Consider the following 13,750-nt stretch of genomic DNA (forward strand, 5'->3'; position numbering starts at 1 on the left):
TGATTGTTTGCCTAATAAATGAAATGTTATGATAACAAATAACTAATAACTAACCGATGATGCTAAAGGATGTGTGCAGCTTATGGCAGGAAAAGTCACGATGCAGCAAATTGCCGATCATCTCGGCCTTTCAAAGTTCGCAGTTTCTAAAGCGCTTTCAGGTAAATCCGGCGTCAGTCTGGAGACAAGGGAGAAAATCGTGAACGTCGCGACCCAACTCGGCTATTTTGCCAACAAGTCGCCGAAGGCCGGAGGCAAAAAGAACGAAACTAACGCCAGCGGCACCCTTGCCGCAAGGGAGACCGTTATCGTGCTCGTTCCGAATGTCCGTTATCAGACGCGCGATTCCCTGTATTGGGGACGAATTATCGATGGAATCACAAATGAGCTTGAGCTGAGGGAGACGGGGATGATCATCGTGACCGACCAATTCAAGGACAGCTTTGCGAACCTGATTAATCCGAGCGGGGTGAGAGGCATCATCGGCGTCGGATTCATCTCGTCGCAGCTGCTCCTCGAAATCCGCAGCCTGGATATCCCCTTCGTATTGATCGATCATGAAGATCCGCTGATTCCGTCAGACTCCCTGTTCATGAACAATGTGGAGTGCATGAGACGGGTAACCAATTACTTAACGGGGTGCGGGCATCGAAAGCTTCAGTTCGTGGGCAACGTCCGGTTTTCGCGCAGCTTCACCGATCGTTATCTAGGGTACCGCTCCGTTCTCGGCGAGCAGGGGATCCCGCTGAATCAGAACGAGGAGCTGCTTAGCTTCGAAGGGGACAACCGCTCCGAAATGACGGAGGCGCTGGAGATGATTATAAGTCGGATGGATGAGCTGCCGACCGCCTTTGTATGCGCGAACGACTCCATTGCCATCTGCATTATGACGGTCCTTGGCAAGCTGGGTACCAAAGTGCCTGCCGATTGCTCGGTTACCGGCTTTGACAACATTGAGGATGCGGCTTTTGCGACCCCGTCTCTGAGCACCATCCATGTCAACAAGGAGGCGTTCGGACGCAGGGCGGTGGAGATGTTGATGAGACGGGTGGAGCAGCCGGATAGTCCGCTGGAAAAAATACTGCTTGCCGGCGACTTCATCCTCCGCGAATCCACGGCTTATGCCAAGAAGGTCGATTGAGATGAATATGCGCGGCTGCATTGCCCGTCTATGGAAGGAGCGGCCGGCCGGGCGTCTGGACCGGAAGCTGTTTGTGATCTTTCTGTTTCTGATCATCCTGCCGATCGGGCTCATCACGTATTTTGCGGCAGAACGCTATACGGCCACCATCGAGAACAATACGGTCGCCTACGTGTCCCAGCTGTCGAGCAAAATGATGGGCAAGCTGGACGATTACGTGACCGATATGATGAAAATTTCGATCATTCCCTCGTACCTCAATGAAATTCAGTCAGGGCTTGAGCTGTCGAATCGGCATTACCAGGCGGAGGGGCAGCCGAAGGAATCGGCGAGCTTGAACGAGAGCGAGCTGAAGCTCCAGATCACGCGCAAGGTCGAGCGGAGCATCTATTTCATGAACAACATAAAGGAAGGCACGAGTAACGTGTATCTGTTCGACCTTTTCGGCAACCCGTACTACGTGGTCAAAAGCGGCGGGAACCGCTCGAATCTGCAGCAGTACTATGACAACTGGCGCAAGCTCGCCACGGCGGCCGGCGGCCGGCCCGTGCTGGTCAGCACGCAGGAGATCGCCGTGTCCGCCGGCAGCAAGCAGTATATGTTCACGGTCGTCCGTGACATTATCGATAAATCGTACCATTCCATCGGCACCATCGTGGTGGATGCCAACATCGGCGTGATCGAAAACATCGTCACCGACCTGGAGGAAACGACGCACGGCACCACCTTCATTCTGGATGACAACGGGACCGTGATCTATGACAGTGAGAAGAAATATTTGTCCCGCAGCATGACCGATAATGAGGCACTTACCCAGGCCACCGGTAACGAAGGGAGCTTTCGGCTTGAGGTTGGCGGGGAGCAGCAGCTTGTCGTTTACCGGAAATCCGAGCAGACCGGCTGGCTGATCCTGATTACGGTGCCGGAGCGGCAGCTGATGCAGGATGCGCTTAAGACCCGCAAAATTACGATCGCTGCGGCTGTCGGGGTTACCAGCTTTGCCCTCATCATTTCCCTGATTCTGATTTATGCTCTGACAAGACCGCTGCGGTCCATCGTCCATCTGATGAAGCAGGTACAGACCGGTAAGCTGGATGTGGTGTTCCCGGTCCGAAGGCGTGACGAAGCATCGCTGATCGGGGTTTCGTTCAACCGGATGATGGCACGCATCAAACAGCTTATTGATGATATTTACACGATCGAGAAGCGGAAGAAGGAGGCGGAGCTGGAGCGTCTTCAGCATCAGATCAATCCGCATTTTATCTACAACACACTGGAGACGATCCGGATGACGGCCGTCCTTCATGATGATCATGAGGTGGGGGATATGGTTCAGCTGTTAGGCCAGCAGCTCCGTTACAGCATTCATGCCGGCAGCGAGGTCGTGGAGGTGAAGCACGAGTGGGAGCATGTCAAAGCCTACATCGAGCTGCTCAATTACCGTTACGGCGAGCGATTCATGCTGACATTGCCGGATGATCCGGCAGCTAATTCCATTAAGGTGATGAAGCTGCTGTTTCAACCGATTATCGAGAATGCCGTCAATCATGGCTTTGACGAGAACAAACCCGTGCTCCATCTGACCATTACCTATGCCATGGATGGCACGGACCATGTTTTTACGGTAACGGATGACGGGTTAGGCATGTCGGCAGAAGCGCTTGACAGGCTGCGCCACGTGCTGGATCAGGTGCAGCCTCAAGGTACGGACGGCCGGGGGATTGGGCTGCGCAATGTGCATGAGAGACTTCAGCTCCGATACGGCAGACCTTACGGCCTTGCCGTAGACAGCGAGGAAGGGCAGGGCACTTCCGTTCGGATTACTTTTCCCGCGGACCATACAGAAGAACCGAGAACAGGAGGACTTGCGAATGCTTAACATTGCAGTGGTGGATGATGAGGAACGGATCAGGTTAGGGCTGGGCAAGCTCATACAGGATGCAGGCGAGCAGTACCGCGTCGTGGGGACGTTCGCAAGCGGTCAGGAGCTGCTGGATCAATGGCATGAGCTGCAGCCCGATCTGGTTATTACCGATATCAAAATGCCGCAAATGAACGGGCTTCAGCTGATGGCGAATATCAAGCAGATGGCCTGCCATACCAAATTCGCCGTGCTGAGCGGTTATAACGATTTCGAATATGCCCGGACCGCCATGCGGCAGGGAGCCCTGGAGTATTTGCTCAAGCCGGTCAACATGAAAGAGCTGCTTCGCATGCTGGAGAACGTTGACGAGCAGGTCAAGGGCGAGCAGAACGAGCGCAAGCTGGAGTCGGACGATCTGGTGAGCTTCCTGTTAGGCGCGGATCAGCGAAAAATGCCGGGGCATTTGTTCGAGGAAGTCTGCGACCGACTGGATCAGCAGGCGCTGTTCCACGGATATTATGCGGTCATCCTACTTCGCACATTCCCGGAAATCGTGGAAGAGAGGCTGCTTGAATGGACATCGGCTTGGGGGGCTGAGCGGAAAATTATCGACTGCGAAGGGGAACGGCAGGCGATCCTGGTGTCCATTGCAGAATCCAGCCATGCGAATATCGTAAGGGAATGGGCTGCGATGCTCCTGCAGCAGCTTCCCGCAGGCACATCGGCGAAGGCAGGCATCAGCGGCGTGTTCAGTGGAAGCCGATGGCTGCCGCAGGCCTATAGGGAAGCCGCGAGCGTGCTGGAGCAGGCTTGGTACAGCGACGAGCGGCGCTGCTGTGGGGGGGAAGGCAGACAGCCGGTTCAGAAGGAAGAGCGCTACCGGCTCGTCCGTTCGCTGGATAAGCTGCTGCTTCCGGCACTGCGTGCCGGCGAGTATGCGCGCTTGCCGGCGGCGCTGCGGGCATGGCTGGATGAGACGGCTTCCCTGCAGCCGGGCTGGGCGGAGCTGAGAGAGGTTTGTTTTGCCCTGGAATCACATGTGGCGGAAGAGATGAAGCAGCGGGGCATTCCGGCAGGGGATGTGGATTGGAACCTGGAGCCGGGGAACAGCGAGAATTGGCGCTCCTTCGCGGGCCGACTGAAGAGCGCTGTTGAGCAGGCTACCGGGCTTCTGGATCAAGGGAAGAGCGAGCACCGGGCCGTGGAGACGATCAAAGCCTATATTCAGCAGCATTATACCGAGGAAATGGAGCTGCAGCACCTAGCCGATCTGGTCTATTTGACCCCGAGTTACTTGAGCAAGCTGTTCAAAACCGAAACGGGGGAGACGATTACCGACTATTGTATCGCCGTGCGGATCGAGCATGCCAAGCGGCTGCTGAAGGAGGATCACGGACTCAAAACATATATGGTCGGCGAACGCGTGGGTTACCCGGACCCGGCTTATTTTAATAAAGTATTCAAAAGAATGACGGGGAAAACACCAAAGGAGTACCGCGATTTTGTTAGGTGACTGTTATCTAAACTGAGGACAATAAAAGCAAACAAAGTCTATTATTTTTCGGGGCGCTGTCTTTTATAATGATTGAAAACGGTACCATTTCATCAAGAAAGCGAGGAAGGGAACGTGTTCAATTTCAGTTATAAAACGCAGCGCTATCTTATTCTGTTCGGTTTCCTTGCCATTCCGGTGCTCTTGTCACTGACCTTCTCTTATTATCCGGCACTATCGCTGTTGTATTACAGCTTGACGGACTGGTCGGGTCTCGGCTGGGATATGAACTTTATCGGCTTTGACAACTACGTCGAAATTTTTACGAAGCCTGAAGTGTTCAGTTCACTCAAGAACAATCTGTATTATCTGGTCGGGGGCCTCATCCAGGTCGTGTTTGCCCTCTATTTTGCCGTCATTCTGACAAGCAAGCTGAAGGGGAGAAACGGCTTCCGGGTTGCTTTGTTCCTGCCGTACGTGCTGCACAGCGTGGCCACGGTCATTATGTTCAAGAACGTATATCACATGGAGTACGGTTCTTTGAATACGCTGCTCGGCGCGCTTGGACTCGAATCCTTGCAGCAGAGCTGGCTGGGCGATAAGGGGATCGTGAATTTTGCCCTGGCGTTCATCTCGATGTGGAAGTACATGGGGCTGAACATGGTTATTTTTATCGGGGCGCTCCAATCGATTCCGGGTGACCTGTACGAGGCAGCCTCGATTGACGGGGCTTCGGGCTGGCAGAAGTTCCGTTACATCACGCTGCCTAGCATCCGGGGCGTGCTGGAGCTGATGCTCATCCTTACCTTGACGGGTGCGCTCGAAGCGTTCGATATTCCGTTTGTGATGCTGCTCGGGGCGAACGATACGTCGACCTTCGTCATCAAGACGGTGGACACGGCGTTCAAGTATCAGAACTTTGGACTGGCTTCGGCGATGGCGGTTGTCCTGCTAATTATCGTGCTGCTGTTCATTGTCATCCAGCGGAAGCTGCTGTTCAGGGAGGAGAAGCAATCATGAGAAGGGAACGCTCGCTTGGCTTTATGATGTTCAACTATTTTACGCTGGTTGTTGCTTTGTTCGTGGTGTTTTTCCCGATTTACTCCATCTTTGTGGGGGCGTTCAAGACCCAGGTGGAGTATTATCAATCAGGCCTTAGTCTACCGGATAATTTCTTTAACTTCGAGAACTTTAAGCGGGTAATCGATATCGGGGATTTGGGACTGGGCTTTCGCAATATCCTGATCGTGCTGGTCATTTCGGTTGTCGGCAATATCCTGTTTGGCACGATGGTCGCTTATGCCGTCGGACGGTTTGAGTTCAAGATGAAAAAAGCCATTATGGGCATGTATCTGGTCGCTCAGGTCATCCCGATGGTCACGACACAAGTGGCTACCTTCAGCGTCATCCAGAGCCTGGGGGCCTACAACACGATGTTTGCGCCGATTCTGCTGTACCTGGGGGCCGACGTGCTCCAGATCGTCATCTATCTGCAATTCGTCAACAGCATCCCGCGGGATCTGGATGAGAGCGCCATGCTGGAGGGGGCGTCCCTGTTCAAAATCTACCGTTCCATCATCTTCCCGCTGCTTGCGCCGGCTACGGCCACCTTGGTTATTCTGAAGAGCATCTCGATTTATAACGATTTTTACACGCCGTACCTGTATATGCCGAGTCAAGACCTGAAGGTGGTGTCCACCGCGATTTATTCCTTCATCGGTCCGAACGCGGCACAGCTGAACGTGATCTCGGCAGGGATTCTCATTATTTTCATTCCGACGGTCGTGTTGTTCTTGTTCATGCAGCGGTACATTTTTGCGGGGGTTACGAACGGAGCGGTCAAATAACGAACACTAGACGATGTAGAAGAGGAGACTCGATATATGAACTCGACGAACACGTGGACGGAAAAAGTATGCGGCATGACCTGGGGGTGGACCGGCGTACGGGGCTCCTGGACGGGACCCGAGGCGGAATTCTCCATGGAACGCATGGCGGACATGAACGTGAATTGGGTGGCCATTGCGCTGTCTGCCGTGCAGGCAACGCCGCAGTCGACGGAAATCCCGTTCCGGGAGGAACCGACGGTGACGGATGATGAGGTGCGATGGGCCATCCGTAAGGCCAAGAGCCTGGGCCTCAAGGTGTGCTTGAAGCCGGTCGTGAACGTCGCGAACGGAACATGGCGGGCCCACATTAACTTCTTCGACGAGGAGGTTCCCGGTGAACCGAGCTGGGCCGAATGGTTCCGCTCCTATGGGGAATTCATTCGCCATTATGCCGAAATCGCGGAGGAAGAGCACTGCGAGATGCTGTGCGTGGGCTGCGAGATGGTGCAGGCCGACAAGCGGGATGCGGAGTGGCGGGCCCTGATCGGGGACGTAAGAAGCGTCTACGGTGGGCTGGTGACGTATAACTGCGATAAATATCAGGAGGAGCGCGTGGACTGGTGGGATGCGGTAGATATCATCTCCTCCAGCGGCTATTATCCGATCGACCAGTGGGAGGAGCAGCTGGACCGGATCGAAGGCACGGTCCGCCGATGGAACAAGCCGTTCTTCTTCATGGAAGCCGGCTGTCCGAGCCGCGAGGGCTCTGCTGCCCGACCGAACGATTGGTCGCTGCCCGGCGGCCCGTCGGAGGAGGAGCAGCGGCGGTATTATGAAGCAATGTTCGCGGCCTGCGTCAAGCGGGATTGGATGCAGGGGTACATGCTGTGGGATTGGCCGGCACGGCTGTACGGCCTGGAGGAAGCGGCCCTGAACGATGATTATTGCATGTACGGCAAGCTGGCCGAGGAGACGGTGAAGACATTTTATGCTGCCGGAATCCGGGTTTAAATTGTTATCGGCTGGACTTACCGGAACCTAACAAGAAAATGATATGTTAGCATAATTTATGACAATAAAAACAAAAACACTTCATTTGTTTTGGGCGTGTTAGCGATTATCATTTGAAATGTAAGCGATATCAGTAAGCGCTTCATGAGCATGCAGGAAGCGTAATACATTCATAGTACAGGGGGAAGACGAAATGAAAAAAAGATTCACGATGGCACTGCTTCTGCTCTTAACCGTATCATCCATTTTGGCCGCCTGCGGAGGAAATAAAACGAATAATGCAGGCACCGAGACGCCGCCGAGCAATAACGCAGGCAGCGAGCCGACCGAGGCATCCGGCAAAGCGGAGCTTGGCGGCAAGCTGAAGGTGCTGACGCACCGAACCGACCTGGTGAATGACGGCACGCTGGACAAATACGTGGAAGCCTTCAAAGCAAAATATCCGAAGGCCGAAATTGAATTCGAAGGATTGACGAACTATGCGACGGATATTCAGGTCCGTCTGACCACGGGAGAAGCCGGCGACGTGCTGATGATTCCGACAGGCCTTGCCACCTCGGAGTACAGCAAGTATTTTGAACCGCTGCCGGATGCGATGTTTGAGGATGTCTATTTTGCGGACAATACTCTCTTCGAAGGGAAACGCTATGGGATCTCCACGGGCGTGAATACGCAAGGGATTGTGTATAACAAGAAAGCATTCGAGGCTGCAGGCGTCGACAAAGTGCCAACCACGCTGGATGAGCTCTACGGGGCTGCGGAGAAGCTGAAAGCGGCGGATATTATTCCGCTGTACATGAACTTCGGGGCTCAATGGACGATGGGCAACTGGGCGGATAACTCCGCATGGTACGTGAACGGGGATCCGCAGTTCGCCTCGAAGCAGGTAGCCGAGGAAGCGCCGTTCCAGGTGGATAATGCTTGGGGAATTCTTGCGAATATTGGACGTACCTTCGTGCAGAACGAATGGGTAGAGAAAGACCTGTACACGAACAACTGGGAGATTTCGAAGGGCGAAGTGGCTTCCGGCAAAGCGGCGATGTACTTCCTGGGCAACTGGGTAATCCCGCAGGTGATCGGCGCAGGAGCAGCTTCGGAGGATATCGGCTTCTTCCCGCTCCCGTATGATAATAGCGGCAAGTACAACGCACCGCTCGGTTCGGATTATTTCATCGCCGTCAGCAAAGATAGCAAGAACAAAGAGCTTGCCACGGCTTGGGTCGATTTCTTCGTGAAGGAATCCGGCTATGTGGAAGATTCCGGCTTCATGCCGATCATCAAGTCGGCAGAGTCCTCCATCTCGCAGCTTGCCGAATTCCAATCGTTCAATCCGACGTTGATCGAAAGTGAAGCAACCGATCCGAAGTTTAACGAGATCGCCAATAAAGCGCAAATCGGTATCGGTACTGGCGATTATGTTCAGGAATATATTGTGGCAGAAGATCTGCAGGCTGCGTTCGACAAGCTGAATGCGAAGTGGAAGGAAGCCAAAACCGCACTGGGCTATTAATCTGGAGGAACCAACAGGTTCAGCCGTAGTGCTGCTCGAGCGGTCTTATCCTGAGGTGATCAGGATAAGGCCGTTTCGTTACGAGTATAGATGGATTGAAGAGGAGGCGGATATATGAAGAGGATATTGTTGCTGGGCGATTCCATCCGGGAGGGATATGAGCCTTACGTTAGAGAAGGGCTGGCAGGCCTTGCAGAAGTCGTGGCACCGGCGGAGAACGGGCGCTTCTCGTTTTATACGCTGTGGGGCGTCAATCTCTGGATGAAAGAGCTGGGGACGCCTGATATCGTCCACTGGAACAATGGGCTGTGGGATGTGCACCGCGAGGCTCCGAGGGATGAATTACTGACGCCGATCACCGATTATGTAAGCAATTTGAAGCGGATTGCCCACGAACTGCAGCGGACAGATGCGCATATCGTATTTGCCACGACGACACCGGTGCATCCGCAATCCGAGGGCAGAAGCAATGAAGAGATTGACGCCTACAATCAGGCAGCGATGGAGGCGCTTGTGCCGATGGGCATTACGATTCATGATCTGAACGCCAAGGTCAAAGAGGATCTGAGCGGTTATTTGTCGGATGACCGCCTTCACTTGAACCAGGAAGGATACCAGATGTGCGCCGACTCGGTGGTGGAGATGCTCGGTCGCTATCTGTGACGTTTGGACCAGGCCAATGAGCCTTAAGGCGCGAATCTATGGAATCTTTACCAAAAATGGCATAAGTCTATTATAGGTTCTAACAAATTTGTTACATCCTACTTGCGTTATGACGATATTATAGAATAATATGAAGGGGCGCGGCTTTCATAGAGGGGACCCGCGCTTTTTTGCTATCTAACTTGCCTGGACACCTTCTTATCGGAAGCCCCCCCTGTAAGAGCGTGTTATGACGCGGAAGGCCGGCATGCCTTAAGGGTCTACAGGCTTGGGATGCGCATTTTCGTATTTTCCATGTATAATAGAAGAAATCATTCAAATAGGAGCTAGGAAATGAAAAAGCTAGGAAGAAACGATCTATGTCACTGCGGAAGCGGGAAAAAGTACAAAAGATGTTGTCTTGAAAGAGATGAACGCACGGTATACGGTAAAGTCATCCAGTTCCCTGGTGCGAGAGCAGCAGAGCCTAAGCTACAGGTCGATCAATTGCGGCAGATGATTAACGACAAGCTGGGATGGATGGACTGGAACGCTGATGAGCATCGTGAGCTTGCAGAGTCTGTGTTTCCTCAAATCTGCCGGGATTACGAATTGCAGGATGATCAGCAGCTGTTTCAAGTGTTCAGCCTTCTGATGGTCTGGAACAGCTTCTCCAGAGAAACCAATCCGAAGTACCGGAAACAGGGCGGATATGCAAGTGCGTTAGAATATATAGTAACTTCATCGCTTAACATTTCAACAACGAAGTCTGATATCGCGAAGAAGCATGAGGTTTCCGTTGCTACATTGACCCGCAACAGCGGTCAGATTCAAGATTTCATGGATGGCGTAGCTGCATCCGGCGACGACGCGAACGTCGAGGATGAGGAATCCGATAGCGAAGTGGACAAGGACTTGTCCTTGGGACGCTAGCACTGCCAAAGTGAAGCTCCATAGTATGAGTGCAGCATTTACGCATTCAGGTTCATAGCTGTGACCGCTCCCACTCAAACGGGGCGGTCATTTTGCGTTTAATGACTAGTCGAATTCAAAGTTGTTTATACAAGCTAATCCTATATGGTGGATTAATCAGTTTGTGATATGATTTAAAAGAGAAACGGTATTCAACGACAATAAGTGGAGGTTGTGGTTATGACAAAGGATAAACAATTAACCAAACTTATTAGGCTGACTGGCGAAAGAGCAAGACTTGAGGCCAAAGTAAACGAATCTTATGTTGTATATAAAGATGATTTTGGCAAACTGGTAAGGGAGTATTCTAATGGGGAGAAGGAATATGTCTCGGGAAAAGACAGCTGAACCAACAACGATGTTTGTTTTTGCCGGTAACAACGGGAGTGGGAAGAGTACGATTCGTAATCTTATCATCGACCGCATTGGGGTAAGTGTAAATATTGATCCCGATGCACTGGCTCGGCGTCTGAGCCCGGAGCTACCTGAATCTGCCCGCGTCTCAGCAGGAAAAGAGGCGATAAAATTAGCTCGAGAATGCCTTCAATTTCAACGGGATTTCTCTATAGAACGACGCTCTCGGGTGGATATGCCATTAGGCTTATGAAGGAAGCAAAAGCAAATGGTTTCCAGATCACCATGTTTTATGTAGGCCTTGGTGATCCAAATCTTAATGTTGAACGAGTAGCCGGCAGAGTTCGTAATGGGGGTCACCACATCCCTGCCAAAGATATCATGCATCGGCATCATTCTTCTATGCAAAATCTTCTCCAATATTTGGGCCTGGTTGATCATCTACTTGTGATAGATAATAGCGCACTAAGTGGAGAAATTGTGCTGGAAGCTGAATTCGGGATAATTAAGCATAGGGAAGTTAATTTGCCAAATTGGGTTTTACCTATCGTTAATCAACTGAAAGCGTTGGGAAATTAAATCTAAAAAAATTGTACTAAACAAATACTGTACGCTCAAGCCGCTCCCATTCAACGGGGCGGTCATTTTGCGTTAATCCATAAAACGGCGTTTTCGTAAGGCTGCTATCCGAAACTAGGCTGAAGCTCCGCGTGAACCCGTCAGCAGCCAGCCCAAAGTTATGCCGTATAACAGATGACCGGCCAGCCAGAATAGGAGGGCAGCGAGGTCAGTTAACTCCGGCGTACGGTTAGACAAAACGGTAGTCGGATACAGGAGAAGTCCTACGGCCAGACAGACCAAGGAAACCCAAGACAAGCTTCTCCCCCGAGGCCAGTTCTTTGACTTCAGAAAGATGGCTAGAAGAATGCTCAGCAGGACGGAGATGACGAGGTGCAGCGCAAACTCGATCAGTTCGGGAAGCTTCAGCTCCTTCAGGACAGGCACGTAATCGACGTTCAGGAGCAGCGTGTAGACCTCCAGCGAGGTGATGTGCTGGGTGATCTTCAGGAACAGCCCGAGAAGAATGCCCGCCGCAATGCCTGCCCAGACCGGCCCGTTGAACCTGAATATACTCCACATGAACAACGCCCCCTTTTTTTGTTCATTGTATAATACCTGTCGATCCGATGTGAAACGAATATTCGCTGTACAGCAATGGGATGAATCGAGCGAGTACGACGGCAGGCGGATAAAGGTGAATCCCCCTTTTCACTCTTCCTGAAGCCGCCTGGCGAGGTGAGAAAGTACTGGCTCTTCTACGGCGAAGGCAGCAAGCCGTGAAGTCTGCCGGCAGATCAGCTATGCAGGAGCCATCTGCTTAGGATGTAATCCAGTCTTGTTTAGAAATTGTATAGTTCGGTCCTATACTCTAGTTCTATAGACTTATACAGCTGGAGTGATAGGATGTAATCCAGTCTTGTTTAGAAATTGTATAGTTCGGTCCTATACTCTAGTTCTATAGACTTATACAGCTGGAGTGATAGGATGACGGACGAGTATTTTGACGAGATGCGCAAGTTCGGCCACGAGGATGAGATGAGGTACCGGATGTTGATGCGAGGGGTAAAGAACCTGCTGGAACAACGGAAACGTGAAAAGTCCAAGCTGTTCAAAGTGCTTCAGTATCGTCAAAGAAAAAAAGACCTGCGTGTAGGCAAATGGTCATGATGTATCGATAACGGAGCAGTCGTGAGCGACGGCAGACAAATCCTATGTTTTAGACTTATTCCAAATACAGTGACTGCCCTGATGGTTAGGGTGGTCTTTCTTTGTGTCGGCATGTTTCCAGAACGAACGTTGTCGGTTGTTGTTTCCAAAATAATGGACGGGTGGCTAGTCGATTCGTTTAACAGATGATTTGCTGCCGTTCCGGCTGCCCGCAGTATCTTGATTAGCGAAGCCGGTTCAGAAGACAGCTCCTTCGGCGAGAAAGCTCGGAAAATAAAAGGCCGACCCCTGGCGCTTGAATGCGAAAAGGAGTCGGCTTTATTGCAATCCGTACTATACCGGTGCCAGTTCAGGGGCGGGTGTCGGCGTTGTTGGTTGTTTTGGTTCCGCTAGCTCTTGCTTGACCTCTGAAGGCCTGCGCATGCCCTTCCCGCGCGGGACGCACATCGGGGTCCCGTACAGCGGGTCCGGAATAATCTCGCACGGCAGTTGGAACACGGTTTGCATCAGCTCGGAATTAATGATTTCTCCCGGTGTGCCCTTGGCCTTGATGCTTCCGTCGCGAATGGCGACGATATGATCGGCATAGCGGCAGGCCAGATTGATATCATGCAGCACCATTACAATGGTCCGCTGCTCTTGAACATTTAATTCATACAGCAGATCCAGCACTTCGATCTGGTGCGTCAAATCCAGATAGGTGGTTGGTTCATCAAGCAGAATGAGCGGCGTCTCTTGTGCAAGCGTCATCGCGATCCAAGCCCGCTGGCGTTGGCCGCCGGATAGCGAGTCAACCGTACGGCCAGCCAGTTCAGTCAAACCTGTGGATGCCAGCGCCGCCGTGACGGCTTCCTCATCCTCGCGTGACCATTGACGAAGCCAGCTCTGGTACGGATAGCGTCCTTGCTTTACCAGCTGCATCACCGTCAATCCTTCCGGGGCCGTAGGTCCTTGGGGTAAAATAGCGAGCTTACGCGCCACGTCCTTCGTGGACAAACTTGCGATGTCTGCTCCGTTCAATACAACCGAGCCGCGCTGCGGTTTCAGCAGTCTGGCCATGGAGCGCAGCAAAGTGGACTTGCCGCAGCCGTTGCTGCCGATAAACACGGTGATTTTACCTATAGGCACGGTTAAATCCAGATTTTCGAATATAAAGTCTCCCCCATAGGACAGACCCAATCCCTTTGCTTCCAGCGTATTCATGACG

Annotated in this window: 15 protein-coding genes; 13 read left to right on the top strand and 2 right to left on the bottom strand. The window is 52.3% G+C overall.

The genetic code is table 11. The features are described from left to right. Nucleotides 1-82: 82 nt before the first annotated feature. The 12 genes from ACQKPA_RS16200 to ACQKPA_RS16255 all read left to right on the top strand — a co-directional run bounded on the left by ACQKPA_RS16200 (nucleotide 83) and on the right by ACQKPA_RS16255 (nucleotide 11,394). Nucleotides 83-1,141, top strand: coding sequence for a LacI family DNA-binding transcriptional regulator (locus tag ACQKPA_RS16200; protein ID WP_427493635.1), 1,059 nt, complete (start codon nucleotides 83-85; stop codon nucleotides 1,139-1,141). Nucleotide 1,142: 1 nt separating this feature from the next. Next, nucleotides 1,143-3,020: a sensor histidine kinase gene (locus ACQKPA_RS16205; protein WP_427493636.1), complete on the top strand. Its 1,878-nt coding sequence runs from the start codon at nucleotides 1,143-1,145 to the stop codon at nucleotides 3,018-3,020. Next, nucleotides 3,013-4,518 carry a response regulator transcription factor gene (locus ACQKPA_RS16210; protein WP_427493637.1) on the top strand — a complete coding sequence of 502 codons (1,506 nt, stop codon included), beginning with the start codon at nucleotides 3,013-3,015 and terminating at the stop codon, nucleotides 4,516-4,518. The genes ACQKPA_RS16205 and ACQKPA_RS16210 overlap by 8 nt, the downstream gene beginning before the upstream one ends. A 114-nt stretch (nucleotides 4,519-4,632) precedes the next feature. Further along, nucleotides 4,633-5,517 carry a carbohydrate ABC transporter permease gene (locus ACQKPA_RS16215; RefSeq protein WP_071221331.1) on the top strand — a complete coding sequence of 295 codons (885 nt, stop codon included), beginning with the start codon at nucleotides 4,633-4,635 and terminating at the stop codon, nucleotides 5,515-5,517. Beyond that, nucleotides 5,514-6,344: a carbohydrate ABC transporter permease gene (locus ACQKPA_RS16220; RefSeq protein WP_427493638.1), complete on the top strand. Its 831-nt coding sequence runs from the start codon at nucleotides 5,514-5,516 to the stop codon at nucleotides 6,342-6,344. The genes ACQKPA_RS16215 and ACQKPA_RS16220 overlap by 4 nt, the downstream gene beginning before the upstream one ends. Nucleotides 6,345-6,380: 36 nt before the next feature. Continuing rightward, nucleotides 6,381-7,337, top strand: coding sequence for a glycoside hydrolase family 113 (locus ACQKPA_RS16225; RefSeq protein ID WP_427493639.1), 957 nt, complete (start codon nucleotides 6,381-6,383; stop codon nucleotides 7,335-7,337). Nucleotides 7,338-7,530: 193 nt separating this feature from the next. Next, nucleotides 7,531-8,847 carry an ABC transporter substrate-binding protein gene (locus tag ACQKPA_RS16230; protein WP_427493640.1) on the top strand — a complete coding sequence of 439 codons (1,317 nt, stop codon included), beginning with the start codon at nucleotides 7,531-7,533 and terminating at the stop codon, nucleotides 8,845-8,847. A gap of 114 nt (nucleotides 8,848-8,961) precedes the next feature. Beyond that, a complete protein-coding gene (locus ACQKPA_RS16235; protein WP_427493641.1) occupies nucleotides 8,962-9,510 on the top strand; it encodes an SGNH/GDSL hydrolase family protein in 549 nt (182 codons plus the stop codon). 333 nt (nucleotides 9,511-9,843) lie between these two features. Beyond that, nucleotides 9,844-10,422, top strand: coding sequence for a YecA family protein (locus ACQKPA_RS16240; RefSeq protein WP_427493642.1), 579 nt, complete (start codon nucleotides 9,844-9,846; stop codon nucleotides 10,420-10,422). Nucleotides 10,423-10,641: 219 nt separating this feature from the next. Further along, the gene (locus ACQKPA_RS16245) at nucleotides 10,642-10,809 is read left to right on the top strand and encodes a hypothetical protein (protein WP_194541151.1); all 168 of its coding nucleotides are present in this window, start codon (nucleotides 10,642-10,644) and stop codon (nucleotides 10,807-10,809) included. Next, the gene (locus tag ACQKPA_RS16250; protein WP_427493643.1) at nucleotides 10,787-11,068 is read left to right on the top strand and encodes a hypothetical protein; all 282 of its coding nucleotides are present in this window, start codon (nucleotides 10,787-10,789) and stop codon (nucleotides 11,066-11,068) included. The genes ACQKPA_RS16245 and ACQKPA_RS16250 overlap by 23 nt, the downstream gene beginning before the upstream one ends. Further along, on the top strand, nucleotides 11,065-11,394 hold the full coding sequence (locus tag ACQKPA_RS16255) for a hypothetical protein (protein WP_427493644.1): 330 nt from the start codon (nucleotides 11,065-11,067) through the stop codon (nucleotides 11,392-11,394). The genes ACQKPA_RS16250 and ACQKPA_RS16255 overlap by 4 nt, the downstream gene beginning before the upstream one ends. A gap of 114 nt (nucleotides 11,395-11,508) precedes the next feature. On the opposite strand, the gene ACQKPA_RS16260 is transcribed toward ACQKPA_RS16255, so the two are convergent. Next, nucleotides 11,509-11,955 (bottom strand): hypothetical protein, encoded by a 447-nt coding sequence (locus tag ACQKPA_RS16260; RefSeq protein ID WP_427493645.1) that lies wholly within the window; start codon nucleotides 11,953-11,955, stop codon nucleotides 11,509-11,511. A 405-nt stretch (nucleotides 11,956-12,360) separates the two neighbouring features. On the opposite strand from ACQKPA_RS16260, the gene ACQKPA_RS16265 reads away from it, so the two are divergent. After that, nucleotides 12,361-12,543, top strand: coding sequence for a hypothetical protein (locus ACQKPA_RS16265; protein WP_427493646.1), 183 nt, complete (start codon nucleotides 12,361-12,363; stop codon nucleotides 12,541-12,543). 333 nt (nucleotides 12,544-12,876) lie between these two features. On the opposite strand, the gene ACQKPA_RS16270 is transcribed toward ACQKPA_RS16265, so the two are convergent. After that, a complete protein-coding gene (locus ACQKPA_RS16270; protein ID WP_427493647.1) occupies nucleotides 12,877-13,746 on the bottom strand; it encodes an ABC transporter ATP-binding protein in 870 nt (289 codons plus the stop codon). Between the last annotated feature and the right edge of the window lie 4 nt (nucleotides 13,747-13,750).

Origin of the sequence: Paenibacillus sp. NPDC093718, from assembly GCF_050279985.1 — a bacterium.
GTDB lineage: Bacteria > Bacillota > Bacilli > Paenibacillales > Paenibacillaceae > Paenibacillus_AQ.

What these genes read in the sequence shown, in the direction of transcription:
- ACQKPA_RS16200 (WP_427493635.1), top strand. Translation starts at nt 83, where the DNA reads ATGGCAGGAAAAGTCACGATGCAGCAAATTGCCGATCATCTCGGCCTT.
- ACQKPA_RS16205 (WP_427493636.1), top strand. Translation starts at nt 1,143, where the DNA reads ATGAATATGCGCGGCTGCATTGCCCGTCTATGGAAGGAGCGGCCGGCC.
- ACQKPA_RS16210 (WP_427493637.1), top strand. Translation starts at nt 3,013, where the DNA reads ATGCTTAACATTGCAGTGGTGGATGATGAGGAACGGATCAGGTTAGGG.
- ACQKPA_RS16220 (WP_427493638.1), top strand. Translation starts at nt 5,514, where the DNA reads ATGAGAAGGGAACGCTCGCTTGGCTTTATGATGTTCAACTATTTTACG.
- ACQKPA_RS16225 (WP_427493639.1), top strand. Translation starts at nt 6,381, where the DNA reads ATGAACTCGACGAACACGTGGACGGAAAAAGTATGCGGCATGACCTGG.
- ACQKPA_RS16230 (WP_427493640.1), top strand. Translation starts at nt 7,531, where the DNA reads ATGAAAAAAAGATTCACGATGGCACTGCTTCTGCTCTTAACCGTATCA.
- ACQKPA_RS16235 (WP_427493641.1), top strand. Translation starts at nt 8,962, where the DNA reads ATGAAGAGGATATTGTTGCTGGGCGATTCCATCCGGGAGGGATATGAG.
- ACQKPA_RS16240 (WP_427493642.1), top strand. Translation starts at nt 9,844, where the DNA reads ATGAAAAAGCTAGGAAGAAACGATCTATGTCACTGCGGAAGCGGGAAA.
- ACQKPA_RS16245 (WP_194541151.1), top strand. Translation starts at nt 10,642, where the DNA reads ATGACAAAGGATAAACAATTAACCAAACTTATTAGGCTGACTGGCGAA.
- ACQKPA_RS16250 (WP_427493643.1), top strand. Translation starts at nt 10,787, where the DNA reads ATGTCTCGGGAAAAGACAGCTGAACCAACAACGATGTTTGTTTTTGCC.
- ACQKPA_RS16255 (WP_427493644.1), top strand. Translation starts at nt 11,065, where the DNA reads ATGAAGGAAGCAAAAGCAAATGGTTTCCAGATCACCATGTTTTATGTA.
- ACQKPA_RS16260 (WP_427493645.1), bottom strand. Translation starts at nt 11,955, where the DNA reads ATGTGGAGTATATTCAGGTTCAACGGGCCGGTCTGGGCAGGCATTGCG.
- ACQKPA_RS16265 (WP_427493646.1), top strand. Translation starts at nt 12,361, where the DNA reads ATGACGGACGAGTATTTTGACGAGATGCGCAAGTTCGGCCACGAGGAT.
- ACQKPA_RS16270 (WP_427493647.1), bottom strand. Translation starts at nt 13,746, where the DNA reads ATGAATACGCTGGAAGCAAAGGGATTGGGTCTGTCCTATGGGGGAGAC.